Origin of the sequence: Mucilaginibacter sp. (assembly GCF_041660805.1) — a bacterium.
In the GTDB taxonomy this organism is placed as follows: domain Bacteria; phylum Bacteroidota; class Bacteroidia; order Sphingobacteriales; family Sphingobacteriaceae; genus Mucilaginibacter.
Genome location: NZ_JBAZVP010000016.1, coordinates 37,398 through 55,749, shown reverse-complemented (window position 1 = coordinate 55,749; position 18,352 = coordinate 37,398). Strand labels below are relative to the sequence as shown.

The 18,352-nt window shown below is 43.0% G+C and carries 9 protein-coding genes; 5 read left to right on the top strand and 4 right to left on the bottom strand.

The window, feature by feature from the left end; genetic code table 11:
• Positions 1–12 precede the first annotated feature (12 nt).
• From WC743_RS18160 to WC743_RS18140, 5 genes are all read left to right on the top strand, one after another.
• Positions 13–432 carry an OsmC family protein gene (locus WC743_RS18160; RefSeq protein WP_373014207.1) on the top strand — a complete coding sequence of 140 codons (420 nt, stop codon included), beginning with the start codon at positions 13–15 and terminating at the stop codon, positions 430–432.
• An 831-nt stretch (positions 433–1,263) separates the two neighbouring features.
• The gene (locus tag WC743_RS18155; RefSeq protein ID WP_373014205.1) at positions 1,264–1,872 is read left to right on the top strand and encodes an RNA polymerase sigma factor; all 609 of its coding nucleotides are present in this window, start codon (positions 1,264–1,266) and stop codon (positions 1,870–1,872) included.
• A gap of 100 nt (positions 1,873–1,972) precedes the next feature.
• Complete coding sequence (locus WC743_RS18150) at positions 1,973–3,160, top strand: FecR family protein (RefSeq protein WP_373014203.1); 1,188 nt, start codon at positions 1,973–1,975, stop codon at positions 3,158–3,160.
• A gap of 372 nt (positions 3,161–3,532) precedes the next feature.
• Complete coding sequence (locus tag WC743_RS18145) at positions 3,533–6,982, top strand: TonB-dependent receptor (protein WP_373014201.1); 3,450 nt, start codon at positions 3,533–3,535, stop codon at positions 6,980–6,982.
• A gap of 19 nt (positions 6,983–7,001) precedes the next feature.
• Complete coding sequence (locus WC743_RS18140; RefSeq protein WP_373014199.1) at positions 7,002–8,531, top strand: RagB/SusD family nutrient uptake outer membrane protein; 1,530 nt, start codon at positions 7,002–7,004, stop codon at positions 8,529–8,531.
• 230 nt (positions 8,532–8,761) lie between these two features.
• Here WC743_RS18140 and WC743_RS18135 read toward each other — a convergent pair whose 3' ends face one another.
• The 4 genes from WC743_RS18135 to WC743_RS18120 all read right to left on the bottom strand — a co-directional run bounded on the left by WC743_RS18135 (position 8,762) and on the right by WC743_RS18120 (position 18,200).
• Positions 8,762–10,906 (bottom strand): TIM-barrel domain-containing protein, encoded by a 2,145-nt coding sequence (locus WC743_RS18135; RefSeq protein ID WP_373014197.1) that lies wholly within the window; start codon positions 10,904–10,906, stop codon positions 8,762–8,764.
• Between the two features lie 45 nt (positions 10,907–10,951).
• A complete protein-coding gene (locus WC743_RS18130) occupies positions 10,952–13,093 on the bottom strand; it encodes a hypothetical protein (RefSeq protein ID WP_373014195.1) in 2,142 nt (713 codons plus the stop codon).
• A gap of 78 nt (positions 13,094–13,171) precedes the next feature.
• The gene (locus tag WC743_RS18125) at positions 13,172–14,806 is read right to left on the bottom strand and encodes a RagB/SusD family nutrient uptake outer membrane protein (RefSeq protein ID WP_373014193.1); all 1,635 of its coding nucleotides are present in this window, start codon (positions 14,804–14,806) and stop codon (positions 13,172–13,174) included.
• Between the two features lie 10 nt (positions 14,807–14,816).
• Positions 14,817–18,200 carry a TonB-dependent receptor gene (locus tag WC743_RS18120; RefSeq protein WP_373014191.1) on the bottom strand — a complete coding sequence of 1,128 codons (3,384 nt, stop codon included), beginning with the start codon at positions 18,198–18,200 and terminating at the stop codon, positions 14,817–14,819.
• Between the last annotated feature and the right edge of the window lie 152 nt (positions 18,201–18,352).

Genomic DNA, 18,352 nt, shown 5'->3' with positions numbered 1-18,352 from the left:
AATCAAAATATCATGAAACGTATAGCAAAAGCACATTGGAACGGTACCTTACACGAAGGCACAGGAGAAATCAGCACACAAAGCACCGTGCTTAACCAAACACAATATTCATTTAAAACCCGCTTTGCCGATGGTATCGGCACTAATCCTGAAGAACTGATCGCTGCGGCACATGCAGGTTGTTTTTCGATGGCACTTAGCGCAACATTAGCACATCACAACATCACTGCCGGCGACATTTTTACTACAGCAACAGTAGATCTTGATATGCAGGCATTAAGCATTACAGGTATTCATCTGGATTTACAGGCCAGTGTAATTGAAGGTGTAGATGAAGCAACATTTACTGAAATTGCTGAAGGCGCAAAGGCGCATTGCATTGTCTCCAAAACATTAAGCGTTCCAATCACATTAAGCGTTGTTTACGCTTAACATAATCTGAAGCATCTGGTAGCATGCTCACCGAAACTCATCGGATGATTTCCGGTGAGTTTTTTTGGTTTGACAACTGCCAGCTTATCGGGGCGATATTTTAGCGACTTAAAATCAAGACTCGGTAATGGCCAATTACCATATCGTGATCAGTAACTTTGGTCCTTATTATACAAGTTACAATTTAAATATTTCTTTTGATTTATTTCCAATCTGGCGGAAAATTGCTTAATCACCTTAGACTACAAAAGTTGAACTAAGGCAAAAAGGCCGATTGCCAAAACAATCGGCCTTTAAACCCTATTGAGTGGCCCATGTATCGTCATTGATCGCCGCCGCAAGCCCTAAATCATTCTCAAAAAAGTTCAGGCTTTGTAAGTTATCGGCTACTAAAAACAATACCAAAAGGTACTAAACCCTGCAAATCAAAAGTTTGCAGGGTTTTTTGTTGGCATCAAAACAACACATTATGTACTAAATCGCAACAAAAATGAGCGCAATTCGGTGCGTAACCAAATGGAAAAATGCTACGCACCGAATTTCTTATAATTAATTATCAACCTATTCAGCGAGTGAATATCTTGATAAAGGCAGGCTACAAACTTACTTTTGTTTCACCTTTAAGCTTGTAATTATGAATAGTAATTTTCATCTGCATTTTTTCCATCAGAAAGCAAAAAACTACAAAGGTGGTGCGATGCCCATTTACATGCACACCGGTAATAATAAACTAACCCATAATAATTTAGCCAAACGTGTCCTATTCTTGAAATAATTTACACATTTGCGTGTTATTGCGTAAATTTAAATTCCAATTAGATAACCGATACTTTGCAGGTAAAACCATTATATGATCAAGAGCACATACGCACCAGGGTAGCACTTGGAGATCAGCAGGCTTTTACATTGTTTTTTAACTACCATTGGCCACAGGTTTACGGCACTGGTTTGAGGCTGACTAAATCACCCGAAAAGGCCCAGGATCTTGCACAGGATGTTTTTATTAAGCTTTGGGAAAACAGACACAAGCTAGGCAAAGTAAAGGAAGAAGATGCCTATGTCTATATTTTATCGCGCAATGTTATTCTTGATTTTCTGCGAAAAAAGGTTTTCGATACCGAAAATATTGAAGCCCTGATTGATTATTTTGAAGATAGCACAATTAGTCCGCATGAAAAGCTGGAATATAACGAACTGGAGAATACGCTTAAATCCGCTATAGATCAATTGACGGGAAAAGTAAAAGATGTATTTGTGCTGAGCCGGTTTGATGGCCTTACTCATGAGCAGATTGCCAAACAACTGAGTATATCCGTAGTTTCCTCCAAAACGTATGTGGTGAGAGCATTGCTGGATATCCGCAAATTCATGGCCCTGCATACAGATAATACTGCCATCATTTTAGCCGCTGGAGCTATTTTGTACGGCGTGTCAAAATAAATAATTATTTTTTGTCTTACCCTACTGCTCTTTTCCGTCTTTAGTAGCAGAATGCCCTGATCCATGCATGTTCGCAAGGGGTATTTCATATGCCAATAAGATGAACGAAGAAAGATTTAAAGCATTATTTGAACAATATCTCAATGATAGCCTTCCCTCTGAAGACCTTTTGGAACTACAGGGGGCTATCCAGGATGACCGCTATCGGGCATTATTTGATGATTTGCTTAAAAACGCATTTAAGGAACCGGCTTTCGCAGAGGCAGATGATGACGCCAGGCAATCCGTTTTTAACGCCATCAGTTCCAGGATAAACCAGCAGGAAAATACTGAACCAGGAAATACTGACAAAAGGCGCTTAATTCCTTACCGTTGGTTAACCGGCGTTGCGGCTTTGCTATTTCTTGCTTTAGGCGCAGGATGGTTCTTTCTGCGGAATAATGATAAAGGGCAAAGAGAAAACACATATGCTCATAATATCAAACCAGGCATCAACAAAGCTACGCTAACCCTTGCAAATGGCAAAAAACTGATCCTTACTGATTCCCTGCAAGGTCAACTAGCCAGTGAAGTGGGCGTTAAAATAAGTAAAACCAGGCAAGGCCAGATTGTTTACACTGTTGTGTCAGATAATGATAGCGGACAGCAGGCGCTACAATACAACACCTTAACCACAAAAAGAAGCGAACAATTCCAGGTAATACTTCCCGATGGCTCCCATGTTTGGTTGGATGCCGCCTCATCCTTGAAATATCCTGTAGCTTTTAAAGGAAATGAGCGTAAAGTAGAATTGACCGGACAAGGTTATTTTGAAGTGAGCCATAACGCAGCTACGCCCTTTATTGTAAAAACAGCCAAAACCGAAGTACAGGTATTGGGGACACATTTTAATGTTTCGGCGTATGATGATGATAGGGATACCAAAACAACCCTGCTTGAAGGCGCTGTAAGGATAAAAAGTACACAAGCGGCCGCTATACTAAAACCCGGCGAACAAGCCGTTTTAAACGATAAAGGACAGTTAACCGTAAACAAAAACATAGATGCCAGCATGGAGATTGCCTGGAAAAACGGATTGTTTGATTTCAAAAAAGCCGGTATCAGGGAAATTATGGTCAAGGCATCACGCTGGTATGATATTGATGTTAAATATGAAGGCAGAATTCCTGAAACAAAGCTTACCGGAAGAATGTCACGAAACGTAGACATTTCTGGATTATTAGGAATATTACAATTTGAAGGAATCAAATTCCGGATAGAAGGAAAAACTGTTATTGTTACTGATTAGGCGATGGCTGGCTCATGAGAAGGCCGGCCTGTTTAATGCCTGATCTCTAACAGGTTTATACTAAAACAACCAATTATTCACTTAAAAACCAATTATGGAGAAAGAAATACGAAAAACCACCTAAAAAAACGGGGCCCTTTAATGAATGATGTATAGTATACCAGGTATAAATTACCCGTTACTGTGCAATCAATTTGTTAAATTAAAAAGCCGGGAAGTGCGCTAACACTTTCCCGGGTAATATCTGGGTTCCCAATAGTCAGAAGTAACGAATTTAAGTCTAACGTTTAACCCAAACTAACCAAAATTATGAAAATTAAATTAAAGTGCGCGGAAGCGTCGTGGCGCACTACGTTCAAGATTTTTCTAATTATGAAACTAACGATTATCCTATTGTTTATAGGACTTGCGCAAGTAAGTGCAAAAAGCTATGCCCAGCTGATAACGCTTCATGAAAAGAATGTATCCATAGAAAAAGTTTTATTACTGATAGAAAGCCAAAGCGGGTACCATTTTATTTATGATGATAAACTTGACATTCTTAAAACCCAAACCTTAAATATTAATGTCGAAAAGGAAACTATTGCCAATGTTCTTGATCGCTGCCTCAGCGGCATTCCGGTTAGCTATAAAATAATCCAAAAGACAATTGCTTTAAAGCAATCGGAGCAATTACAAACTGAAAAGCCGGTTATTGCAGTGCAAAAGATAAGCGGAACTGTAACAGACGACAAGGGTGAGCCATTACCCGGTGCTTCTGTTAAGCTGAAGGGAACGGCCAATGGCGTGGCTACAGACATTAATGGCAAGTACTCATTAAATGTTCCATCGCTGGATGGTGTTCTTATATTCAGCTCCATGGGCTTTACAACTAAAGAGGTTGAGATTGCCAATCGTCTGGTCATCAACGTTTCATTAACGTCAGATGCGAAATCACTAAACGATGTTGTGGTCATTGGCTATGGAACTCAAAAGCGTGCAAACGTCAGCGGTGCCTTAAGCCGGATGGTAAACGAGAACTTGAACGAGAGGGCGATATCCCGGGTAGACCAGGCTTTAGTAGGTCAGCTGGCGGGGGTAACCGTAAAACAATCCACCGGTATGCCAGGCAAACCGTTTAGCGTACAAGTCAGGGGAACTGGCTCGATTTCAGCAGGAAGCGAACCCTTATACGTGATTGACGGATTCCCATTGTCCACTACCACAACAAATGCTAGTGGAAGCTTTACAAGTGGCAACCCTTTAGATAATATAAATCCGGCGGATATTGAGAGCATAGAAGTCCTTAAGGACGCTGCTGCTGCTGCTATTTATGGATCCAGGGCATCAAATGGCGTGGTTTTGATTACCACTAAACGAGGTAAACTGGGCAAGCCCGTTTTTAATTTTAATAGCTATGTTGGATACAACGCAGCCAGTAGAAAGTTGAAGATGTTGAATGGAGACCAGTGGATAGCACGGGCCACGGAGATTATAAATGGCAATTATGTGAATACCTACGGGTCGAAAGGCGCAACTGCTAATGACAGCTATGCTACACGCTTGGGTATTGTGGGCGCATTTAATGCTAATTATTTTCAGGATCCCAGATGGTCTCAGCCCGGTCATCCTGGTCTTCAGTTTATAGACTGGCAGGATCAGCTTTTTCGGAAAGGGGTTATGCAAAGCCAGGAATTATCTGCCAGCGGCGGGACGGATAATGTCAAGTATTTCATTTCAGGCGCTTATCAAAATCAGGACGGATTTGTGATTAATACAGGTTACAAGGCCTATTCTTTAAGAGCGAATGTGGAGGCCAGTCTCACAAAAAATTTGAAAATCGGGGTAAATATTGCGCCGACATATTCGATTGCGAAAGATCCGGGAATTGAGGGTAAAGACAATACTTATCATGTCGCGCTAAGCATGGCGCCGGTGCAGGAAGATACAGTGGGCGTAATGCCAAATATTGGCAAGAATGGATTGTATGCCTGGGATAATCAACGCAACAGCCCGGTAGGCAGAGCCACATATTCAAAGGGGCAGGCGAAGACATACCGTACACTAGGCACGCTCTACGGCGACTTGCAGATTATAAAGGGACTGAATTTTCACACGTCAGTAAACTACGACAATGCCGACAACACGTCATCAACCTATATCCCTTACATCGCCGCAGGTACCTTGGTCAGCCGAACATTTGACCCGACTAAATCGCTGACTGCCGGAACTTCGGGCACTTACGGCAGCTATCGTCATCAAACATTCGTTAATGAAAATACACTTACGTATTCTTCGGTTCTGGGGAAATATCATAATTTAAATGTCCTGCTGGGTCAATCTTACAATGTTGACCGGCTTGATAATACCAACCTGGCTTCCAATGGGGGATACAACAGCAATGTGATCCAAACGTTGAACGCTGCAAACGCTATCATAGGGGGAACAACCAGCACTCAAAGTACATTGGTATCTTACTTTAGTCGGGTTCAATACAGCTTTAAAGATAAGTACTTACTTTCTGCAAGTTTACGGGCTGATGGCTCATCGCGTTTTGGCAGCAACCACCGATACGGTGTTTTTCCATCTCTATCAGCCGGGTGGCGTTTAATCGAAGAACCTTTTTTCAAAGGAATCAGCAAGCTTAGTGATTTGAAGATCCGCGCTAGTTATGGGGTGAACGGCACCAATAACCTGGGTGGCGATTATGGCGCGATTCCTACACTCGGCACGTACAATTATGTTTTTGGAACTACGCCATCGTCAGTGATCGGGCAAGCACCAAACAAAGTAGCAAATCCTGACCTTCTGTGGGAGCGTTCTCAAACGTATGATGCTGGTATTGATTTTGGCTTTTTTGACAATCGGATCACCGGTTCATTTGACTATTATAACAAGTTAAATACGCAGTTGCTTCTTAACGTGCAGGTGCCCGAAGTTACAGGCTTCGCCACTTATTTAAGTAACGCTGGTTCTGTGAGGAACATTGGTCAGGAGCTGGAAATATCTACTCACAACCTGGTGGGTAAGTTCCAGTGGAGGACGAGTATCAATATCAGCCACAATACAAATAAGGTAGTGTCATTGGCAAATGGTCAGAGCCAAATTCTGGTGCCTTCTGCTTATGATATTTCCGACTTTATTATTAAGGTTGGCCAGCCAATCAATAGCATCTATGTTGTTAAAATGTTAGGTACTTTGACTCAGGCTGATATTGATAACCATGCCCCTTTATTCGGCACAGAGACTGTTGGGGATCCTAAATATGAGGACATTAACCGTGATGGTGCAATTGATGCAAATGACCGCCAAATTGTTGGGCACCCCAACCCAGATTACATTTGGAGCGTTACCAACTCATTCAAATATAAAGGTTTTGACTTAAGCGTTATGATACAAGGGCAAAACGGAGGCTCTATCTATTCGCTACTGGGGCGTGCAATAACACGTACGGGGCAGGGAGCTCAAGACAATGCGCCTGAATTCTATATCAACCGCTGGCAGTCAGCTGATAACCCGGGGGATGGGCGAGTTAGTAAAGCCTACTCAAATTTCGGCCGAATTGTAAATACAGACTGGCTTTACTCTTCAGATTATTTTCGTGTCAGGAATATCACTTTGGGTTATGACCTGAAAGGGTTGATAAAAACGGGAGTGATAAAGAATGCCAGGGTTTATATCACTGCTGAGAATTTCTTTGGTCATGATAAATATTATGGTGGTGCTAATCCAGATGCCTTGAATACCGACTTAAGCCGCAACACGAATTATCCATCACCTGGAGATTATGGAGGCTTACCATTAGCAAAATCGCTGATTTTTGGCATAAACTTTACTTTTTAATATTAAATATTGATTTGCGATGAAAAAGACATTAAAATACTCAATCATATGGCTTGCACTTATTATTACTTCTTGTAATAAAGAGTTAAATCAAATTCCTATTTCTAGTGCTACAACAGCCACATTTTACTCTTCACCCAGTGATTTTGTGCAGGGCGTTAATGCAATCTACAGCGGTTTGCGCAGTTATCCTAATCGTTTGCTTAACCTCAGTGAAATCCGTTCCGACAATATTTATGGGGTATCTTCGCAGGGCATCCGTGAATGGGATCCTGTAAACAATTTTCAAAAGGCCAGTGGTGCAAACGTTTATGTGGAAGAGGCGTGGGCTACCGATTTTAACAGCATTTATCGCGCTAACGTTGTTATGGATCAACTGGCTAAGAATGGCGATAAGATCGGCTCAGCACCCCTACAAACGCGATTAACTGCGGAGACCCGTTTTTTGCGTGCATTCTACTATTTTGATTTGGTGCGTTATTATGGAAAACTACCTTTAGTTACTACTCCGCTAACCCCCGCGGAAGCGAATACTGTTGGCAGAAGTTCCGTGGCCGATGTGTACAATTTGATAATAAGTGATTTGCAATATGCGGCCGCCAACCTGCCAGTGCAGCATACTGGTGCCGATGTTGGCCGTGCAACTAAATATGCAGCTGAAGCTACTTTGGCGCTTGTGTATATGACACGGTCGGGGCCAACATATGGTGTAGACGGACCTGGCTTGGCTACCAATGAATGGGGATTGGCATTACCACTGCTCCAGGATATTATTAATAGCGGATTGTTTGCTATGAATATTGATTACGCCAGCATATTTTCATATTCGAATCAAAGCCCGACGCCGAGCGGTAATAAGGAAGCCGTTTTCGATATCATGTACACCTCCGGGCAATCGCCGAGCGTTGGTGCGTCTTTTTCCTGGACGCTTGCCCCCAGGGATTATTTCTTTTCAATAAAAGACATTAATCAGAACGGCAGCCTGGAGATTGTTCCGGTATCGGATGATTTCATGAATTCGTACGAAACCGGCGACCTTCGGAAAGCAGTATCTGTTTTTACTGCCGGTTATGCTTTTTCCGGGAATGCCGAAAAACGCCCATTCTTTAAAAAATATCTGGATGTGACTAAAATACCTTCAAATTCAAATAGTGACTGGGCAATCAACTTTATAGCAATCCGATACACAGATATCTTACTGTTGAAGGCAGAATGTGTATTGCACGGAGCACCAGGCTCGCAAGGTGCAGATGTGGATGCAGTTGTGAATACAGTACGTGCACGTGCCGGATTAAGCCCATTGGTAAATGTAACATTAACACAATTGTTTAATGAACGCCGTAAAGAATTTGCAGCCGAAGGCTCACGCTGGTTTGATTTACAACGGAGCGGAAATTTACTGACGACCATGAACGCATGGATTGCAAGTGAAGACGCAAAAAAACTAAAGCAAATTAATCCGGTCATACCTGGTTACGTAGTTTATCCCATCCCGCAGTCGCAATTGGATGCGCTACCGGGTTTGTATACACAAAATACTGGCTATTAGTCTGGTAGCAGGCATTGTTGATGCATGTAAAGTCAAACAAATGATTTTTATGCACAACTCTCAAGCCTTTTATCATACAAAGCCCGGTCATTTGGCCCCGCCCGAAATGAAACCGTCTCATAACAAAGTTATGAGGCGGTTTTCAATTTACTGTAGTCTTTGTTCAACTCACATCGGCCTGTTCGTCGGGTTATTCATACAGCCTATAGAACTGTAATTAAAAAGCTCCATTATTTGATAACTTGCCAATTTACTATGTTATACATGGTGCTTTTAAAAGGTCCATTGCGTTTTATCGCCCCTTTGTTTTTATCCCATGATAAGTTGACAGAATTATAATTTCCTTTTTCATAGTTAAAGGTCACTCCGTCGTCTTCAAATAATGAACCTACCGCTTTATGATCGCCATAAACGAAACAGGTGATCTCAAATTTGGTGTTTGGCGCAACATGTTCAACCGGTTTGGCCAACGGCAATATAGTACCCTCTTTTATAAAAATAGGCAACTGGGTAAGGCTTGGTTTAATGGTGTAGGTTTTTCCGCCTTCGTACTTTTGGTTAGTATTAAAGTCGTACCATGTGCCTGCCGGCAGGTAAACTTTTCTTTCGTCCATCTTTTCTGTTAATGGTGCCGCCAGTATACCTTCACCTATCATGTATTCATCCGCCAAATTAAATGTGTTTTTATCTTCCGGATAATCCATCACCAAAGCCCGGAATGGGGGTATCCCTTTAAAATGATATTGAGCAAAAGCGTTATACAAGTAAGGAATCAGGCTCATTCTGAATTCGAACAGTTTGCGGATATCGGCCTCAACTTGCTTTGCATTATCCATTAATTGACCATTATTGTTCTTTTTAATATTGATCTGTAACCATGGTGGGTTCTGCAGGTACCAGGAATTGAACAGTGTTTGTGCCGACAGTACCGCGGTTTGACTACGGCGCATAAAATCTTTTATCGAATTGGACTCCCTCACTTCCGGAGACCATATCATACCCGAGAATCCGGAGTTCAATATCATTTTAATGTATTGATCATGATCGTATGTATCGCTATACAAAGCAGCAGGATACGAAGATGCGAAAGCATTTGAGGCCCGTACATCAAGATAGGTGCGCTTGTTGGAGCGCTTATAAATATCATATACGGTTTTTTGATACAGCAAGCCAAAAAGCTGATGCATCTGCTCGCCGTCAATACCCGATGGAAACTGACTAAGCTCAGGAAAGCTCCACGAATTGCTTCCAAAAGCGATATTGGAATTATCGCATTCATCCATTTTAAAGCCCGAGATACCTTGTTTTACAAAGGTTTCGTTATGATAATCGGCGAAAATACCTCTTGCCGTGCTATCGGCAAAATCAGGAACTAACCCGCCCCATACCAGGTAATTACCCGACCTGGTTTTCAAAGGTTCATAAAGCGGGGATTTAGGTGATACGAAAGCATGCTCCCATAAGTTTACCTGAAAGCCTTTGTTTGTCATGGTGGCGATAAATGTTTTAGGATCGGGAAAGAAATCTTTGGCCCATACGTAAGAGCAAGAATACGCCGCGGTTTGCCATTTAGGTTCGATACCTAATACATCACACGGGATATGATTTTTACGAAAATATTCAGCCATTTTAATCACCTGCTGCTGATTAAAATCCGCTTTTACACGGTATTTAATACCCAACCCCCAAATTGCTGGTAAAGCACCACCGCCTGCAAATAAGTTATACCGCTGCATAACGTTTTTAAGATCGGGGCCCTCAAAAACAAAAACTTCTATTCCTTTGGCGCCCGGGATATCCACTGTTACATTGCCCAGCGCTTTGTCACCGCTTTTGTAAAGCTCATCAACCGAGTTGCCGCCTTTTATTTCTGCAGGTGCACCGTTCCTGTCATTCAGTTTAGCCGTGGTGCCGCAGTAAAAAGTGGTATAGCGCGCTGTATTTATTAATATCCCATAGCCTTTATTCGATACATAAAAGGTTGTGGGGCCATGCGTATAACCAACATCGTTTAACGGATTATCGTTAACAATGGGTTTTATTTTTAAACCCCGCTGGTTAAAAGAACCCAGTTGTAGCCCAAAGCCGTAAAGCTGCTCGCTATTATCCAGCGGGATCTCTACTACTACCCCACGATCATTTGTACTTATTCTGATATCAGCCAGTTTAAAAGGTAGTTTCCCGGCTGGCAGGCCGGCAAGTGCTGTCTTCATTGGTAACTCCTCACAAAAGGCGTATGGTGTAAATTTATCGGGGTGGCCTGCGGAGATTCTTTGTATACCGGCTGCCAGCTTGGTAACCTGCGCAATTGTCTTGATAAAGGGAGCCTGCAAAATCAGGAGCAGGGCAAGCGTAGTAATCGTATGTTTTTTCATATGAAATGTAAATATTAAAAAAATCGGGAGTCATTATATGTATTATCAGGGGGCTTTTTTAAACCCCTCCCATTTAACTATCCAAGAGCCATCTTTCGGCCATCCGGGTTCATGAATGTTTTGATCACCATCCCAGCCCGCGGTCATAAATGCTATCGCATATAACAAACCACCGTTTGAAGGGATATAAGGATATGGATTGCCCCCGCCAACAAAACCATGCTCGTCAAATCCGAATTTTTTTGAAGGATGTAAAAGCATGTCAACAGCTTGTTCCGGGTGCCCAAGCCTGGCAGCAGACATGGCGACCATCGGAAAGTCCCATCCCCAGCCGGTATCATATTTCCAGACAGTCTGGATCTTTTGGTAGGTTTTTTCCATGATGCGTCTGTCTACACCATTACCGGGCAGCACGCCAAATATCCCCGCCATGGCCGGATGCTCAAAATTGAATTTTGTCCACATGCTGTCGATACCTTCCCATTGCTCGTAAAGGCTGTCTTTTACAGGTATTGGTGCTAAATTTTTAAGCACTTTCTCCCATTCTGGTTTTGGCGGGAGTTTCAGCTTCTTTCTCCATTGCTGTGCGGTTTGCAGGCCAAAACGCCAGTAAGCCAGCTCAAAGGCCGGGTTCTGTGTGGTCAGTGGCTCATTGTTTTCCGGGACTGTTTTTATAGGCGGACCTAAAATATATTGTTTGCGGGCCGTATCCAGAAAGGCATAAGAAGCTAAAAAATCCGCCGTTTTTTCAACGATCTTATTCCATTTTTTTAGCGTTTGCAAAGTTGGGTGCGCCCGATAATCAAGTTCGGCAAAGAATATTGGATGAGGATGTTGCCATATCAGCCACGCATGTGTCTTATCCGGCCATTCCCTGCCGTCGGGGCCGGTGCATTTTGGCCATCTCGCCCCGGCATATCCTTGCAATCTTGCCCGTTTAAGCGACGATGCCAGGTTGTCTGAATAAACATGAAGGCTTTTATTCAATAGCGGCCAGCGATCCCACAACGCATAGTGAGCCGCGTGCCACCAGTACATTTCATAATGAAAGCGGCCATACCAACTGTTATTGACAAGCCCTGTTTCCTGTGGCGGGAAGTTTCCGGCCGCATTGATGGCCATCACATATTGAGAAAGTATGATCCGCCGTTCCAGTTCAAACCAGCGTGGGTCTTTACTTTGAGACAGATCTACGGCTGCACCGCTTTTCCAGAATGCCGGCCAATGGTTAGCACTTTTGGCTTTGACCTCCGTAAACGATGGTAAGTTATAGCTAATTTTAGAAGGGGAAAAAGCAAAGACATATTCTATACTTCTATTTGTTTTACCCGGATAAAACGAATAGTTGTGCTCACTTTCTTTTATCATACTTCCGCTCCCTGACCACTTACAAGCTACCTGATAACGGGCGCTATCCATGTGCCGGTCAAATAACACCGAATTTGTGTTTTTTAACGTGATGCTGGTTTGATGTAACAGGGGCTTTTTATAATCTGAACCATTACTAAAGTATTTTAAACTTGCATAGGGAAAGTTCAGAAAGATACCTAACCGGCCTTCCGGTATTAAATCGGATTCAATTTTGAAACTTAAAATATCTTTATCTGGATCACAGATGGTGGTAACCTTCACTTTTTTCCCTTCTATAGTGAAATTACTTTCGGCGATACCGGTCCACAGGTTTAAATATTGAACCGGATTTTGCAGGTCATCCGGCAGGGCCGTACTACCATCCTTTTTTTTCAATATCAATCCGATTCTTCCCAGGTTAAACCGGTGTGGGTTGCTGGCGAGCCATTGGGTCAATTCAGGCTGATTGGAATTAGGCAGGTCATAGCCAACCATCCGGCCATGCGTGTCAACAGGTGTTTGTTTGAAGTCGGCGGGCTTCATGCCTTTTGGCGGTTGCGTGTTGTGCCAGCTCCACTGTGACATCGTGGTAAACTGGTCATTATAGGTTTGCATACCGGTAATATCAAACCCGTAAGCAAAATTACCATTCCCCACCTGGGTTGGCCCGGCGAATTTGGCGTCGGTAATTTTAAGATTATGCCGGCTTACCAGCGCTTTCCGATCAATCGTTCCCCGGCTAACCTGTTGTGCCCGGCCAGCTAAACAGCCAAAAATAAATAATAATAATACAGGCCTTTTTATGCACATCTTCAAATTTGAAAAAGTAATGATCATTTTAAATGGCTAAGTAAATGGAAAAATATTAATAAGGCAGCTGCTCAGCCGCTGCCTTATGCCAATGGATTAAATTTATTAATATCCCGGATTTTGTTTAAGTGAGCCTAAGCTCTTGTCTACTTCCGCACGCGGAAAGGGCATCAGATACTGCGGTTCTAAAAACTTACTATCATTCAATTTGATAATGTTATAGATTTTTGTCCCATTGGCCTGTTTCACGATATCCATACGGAGAAATGGCTGGTTCAATACCTCCGTTGCAATTTTCCAACGGCGGACATCAAAGAACCTATGCTCTTCAAAGGCCAGTTCCACCCGGCGCTCATTCTGTATACGGCTCCTGAGCGCATCACCGGCATCGGTAACCGCGGGCATGTGCACGCTTGGACGGCTCCTCACCATATTCAGGTATTGCCTTGCCGTAACCTCATCACCCAATTCAAATTTTGCTTCCGCATAGTTTAGCAGCACCTCCGCGTAGCGAAAAAAGATCCAGGGATTGGTAGGCCTAAGGCTGGAGCCCGAGGGAGGGATACTTTCGACCAAAAACTTCTTGAAATTATACGAAGTAAGTGAGGCATTAAACCCGGAATTGCTTTCCGGAGAATCCTGGCCTCCATGAAATGTTTCCGTCACCCTTCCTGCCCAAACAGAACCGTCGTGCAGGATCGAAGCATCAAATCTGGGATCCCTGCCGCTGTAAGGGTTAGCGGGGTCATAACCGGAACCCGGGTTTGCGATCAGGGTGCCGTTATTTTGTACAATATAGGGCTGCTTTCCGGTAGCCGCCATCTCATAAGCATTAACGAGGTTTTGTGAAGGATTTTCTGATCCGTAACCATTAGAACCATTGCGCCCCTGTTCAAGGTTAAAGCCGGTACCGCCGGTATTATTGGCTTGCGTAAACTGGCGTGCAAAAATAACTTCTTTGTTGTTACTTAAAAAAGTTCCCTGGTAATCATCATTTAACTGATAACCAGCAGTAAGCAATGCGCCCGCAGCATCTGCCGCGGCCTGCCACTTTACCTGATCATGGCTTGGATTATTTTGCGCGCTGGCCGCATAAAGCAATACCCGCGCCTTCAATGCCAGGCAGGCATTTTTTGAAGCCCTTCCCAACTGACCGGCCGGCTGATCGGCTGGTAGCAATTTTGCTGCGTCATCAAGTTCGGTTACGATGAATTTTACACAATCATCATAAGAAGTTTGTGAAACTGTAAAATCATCATGAAGGCCAAATACTTTAGTGATCAACGGGACACTGCCATACCGCCAAATCAAATTCGCATAAATATAGGCCCTGATGAATTTCATTTCACCCGTAGTGCTGTTTTTAAACCCCGCTTCGCCCGGAGCCGCATCGATCTTCGAGAAAAAGATATTGATGTTACGGATATAACCGTAGGCGAAATTAAAATAGTCGATCTTGTCAGAGAGGCCTGAAACATTATCCTGGGTTAGTTCTCCTCTTTGCATTACTGCAAGATTACCATAACCATGGATGTTGTAAGTCTCATCACATGCCGAGGATAACAGCTCCTGCTGAAAGCCATGCAGCATAGAATTATAGGTTGCGTTCACATATAATTGGATCAGGGCAGAGTCGGTCCAGGTATCCGTTTCTGATATTTTATCCAATGGTTTTAAATCCAGCTTATTACAAGAAGTAGCCGTAAAAACGATCAATAGTATATAAATAATCTTTTTCATGTTTTTTAATTTATAAGGTTACGTTAATGCCGAAATTGATCACTCGTTGTGGCGGGTAATACCAGTAATCTGTGGTTTCCGGATCAAAGCCTAAATCTTTCATGTGGTCGTATATAACAAACAAATTGCTGCCGCTGACAGAAACCCGTAAATTTTTTATCCCAATCTTGCTAATGACGCCTTTCGGTAAATTATAACCCAACTCCACGTTCTTTACCCTTAAAAAACCAGCATCAAGCAGCCACTGGGTTGAAGTTTGCGTGTTATTGTTAAATAGTTCATAGCTGGCACGTGGCTGTGTTGCATTGGTGTTTTCAGGACTCCACCGGCCGTCGGCGCGCCATCCCAAAAAGTTACCCAGTGAATAACTCATTACAGGAAAATAGCCGCCGAAATATTGTTTTACGTTAGCTTGTCCTTGTAACAAAACCGAAAGGTCAAAGCTTTTGTATTTTAAATTTGCGTTAAAACCAAAAGTGATCTCCGGGACATTAGTTTGATTGATGCGGATGCGGTCACGCGAGTCTATAGATCCATCGTTATTAACATCTTCATATTTGATATCTCCGGGGCGGGCGTTCAGATAATGAGGATAGGCATCTATGGCTGCCTGATCGGGAAATATCCCAATAGCTTTGTAATATAGAGACGAACCTATTGGCCGGCCGGTAGCTAACTGATAAGGTTCAGCCGCGGGTTGCTCATCGCTGAATATTACTTTGTTTCTGGCAAATGCAACGTTACCGGAAAAATTGTACTTGAATTCATGGTTGTTATTTGCATGAGAAAGCACCAGTTCGAAGCCTTGATTATCCACAATACCTACGTTTTCATCAGGTAAAACTAACCCGGTGTAACCTGGGATCACGGCTGTTCGTCTTGTTAAAATATCAGATCTCCTGGTTTTAAAATAATCAAATGTAATACCAAGGAAGCCGTTCCACAAGGTCGCGTCTAATCCGATGTTGCCTGTTTTTGCCCTTTCCCACGTAATGCTGGGATTTGGTGCGCCTGTTTGAACCAGCCCGGTAACATCGTTGCCTCCGATAACATAGTTGTTACCGAAACCGTATGTTGTCAGGTACTGAAAAGAATTTACAAGATCGTTACCTAACACGCCGTAAGATCCACGGATCTTCAGATCGTTTACGAACGAGAATTTCTTCATGAAATTTTCTTCGGATATCCTCCAGCCGACAGATGCGCTTGGAAAATTTCCCCATCGCTTGTTTGCAGCAAAATTTGGAGAGCCGTCGCGTCTCATCGTAAACTCAGCGAGGTATTTCCCTGCGTAATCATAGTTTACTCTTCCAAAGTAGTTTTTCCGGGCACCCTGGGTGGCAGATCCGTCATTACCTTGTTTGCTTTTATCACTGCTACCTGCAAATATTTGTGGTATCACGGTAGAAACAAAGTCACTTCGGTAAGCGATATCATAATTGCTATTAATGGTCTGCTGTTCGTATCCTAATAATACTTTGACGCCATGAAGCCCGAATTTTCGCTCATAGTTGATCTTGCCAGTCAGGTAAAATAAAGAACCCAAACTTGTCCTATCATTAAGATCAGCCAAATTAGCACCCATTCCAGAGCGTCCGCGCGTATATTCACCGCTTGTTGCATCTTTATAGTATACAAACGTAGGCGTCTGAAAGGTCTTTGTAAAAACGCTGTTTGGATCGTAGCTTCCGCTGCCGTTGATCGACAAACCTTTTACCCAGGGCAGGTTCCAGTTAAAGAACAAGGTGCTTTGGAACGTATTTGTGCGTACGTTCTGATAACCGTTATTATCATTCACCCAATTGGTTATGCTTTCATTACCCCGGTTGGGCTGGGCTAAGTTCGTACCCGGCCAGTAGGGTTGCCAATTGGGCTGATATAGGAAAATATGACTATTAAGATTGTTGGCACCCTGATAAGGGAAATGATTGTTATCAAATCGTCCGGACAAATTCATTCCTATTTTGAAATTATCTGTAACCTGAACATCAATATTCGACCGGATATTATACTGCCTGATCTTTTCGGTACCACCATTATACTGACCGTCCTGCATAACCTCTCCGAAGGAAAGGAAATAGGTTGTGCCATTATTACCTCCGGACACAGACAAATTAGTCCTGTGCTGTGGCGTCCAGTTTTTTACGATAAATTTATACCAGTCTGTGTTTGGGTAGTTCGGATCTGAATTATCCTGGTATTTTTTTAGTTCATCGTCGGTATACCTTGGCGCTCTGCCTTCTCCGGTTTCTATTTCATTATAAACTTTGCCAAAAGTATAAGAATCAGCCATGATGGGATTTCTGGTTGGCTGGGTAAACCCCTGATTAAAAGAAAGGTTAACCTGAGGCGCAGCTCCGGCAATTCCACGTTTTGTGGTTACCAATATAACTCCATTTGCGGCCCTCGCGCCATATATTGCAGCAGAAGCATCCTTTAATACAGATATACTCTCAATGTCGTTAGGGTTGATCTGCCCTAAGCCACCTCGTTCCACACCGTCGATGATCACAAGTGCAGAAGAATTTCCGGTTGTGCTGCGGCCTCTTATGGAAATTGACGGATCGTCCCGTCCGGGTTCGCCGGATCTGCTGTTAATGATAACGCCAGGTAAGCGCCCGGCGAGGGAGGCTGCCACGTTTATTGCCGGGCTTTTCACAATTTCAGAACCTTTTACCGCTACAACGGAACCGGTCAGCGTAGCTTTCTTTTGTGTTCCATAACCTACAACCACTACTTCGTTCAGGTTGCCGCTAACCGCTACAAGCGTTACGTTAATGCGCCGGTCACTGCCTATTGCTACCTCCCTGGTCTGATAACCCAGGAAAGAAAATGATAAGGTGCCCGCTGGCTCCGGCAATACCATTGTATATTCTCCATTAATGTTAGTTGCCAGGGCTTTACCTGTTTCTTTGTGCCTTACCGTGGCACCTGGTATAGCTTCGCCTTTTTCATCGGTAACTTTGCCCGTAATAACAACCTGGGCTTCAACCGGAATAACGCCATCTGTTTGGTCTGCCGGTGCTTCCGATGATGATGTAGTGGATGAAAAAGGAACACCTTTTTGATTCCCACTGAAATTGCGGATCACGATCACATCGCCGACCATATCAAAGCTTAAATTCAACGGTTGCAAAATTTTCCGGAGTACGTCAGAAAGTTTTTTTCTTTGCATATCAACGTTTACAACGAGCTTTTCATTGATGATATCCGGGCTGTAAACAAACTCAATATGATACTGCTTTCCCAGTTTCTGAAGAACCTGGCGAAGTTGATTATTGGTTTCTTTGATAGATATTTTTGTATCCAGTACGGCTTGTGCTTTTACGCCATTAGCATAAACACTCCCCATGATGGAAAAAACTATGATTAACTGTAAAAATGTTATTCTCATTATTTTTAGCAGTAAAGGTTTATATTTCATAAATTTGGTTTGGGTTAATAATTCATAAAAAACTCGACAAAAAAGGCCCCTCTTAATCGCTTAGGCGATTAATTAAAATGAGTTCGAATGCATTTGGGGCTAAAACTATGACCGGTAATACA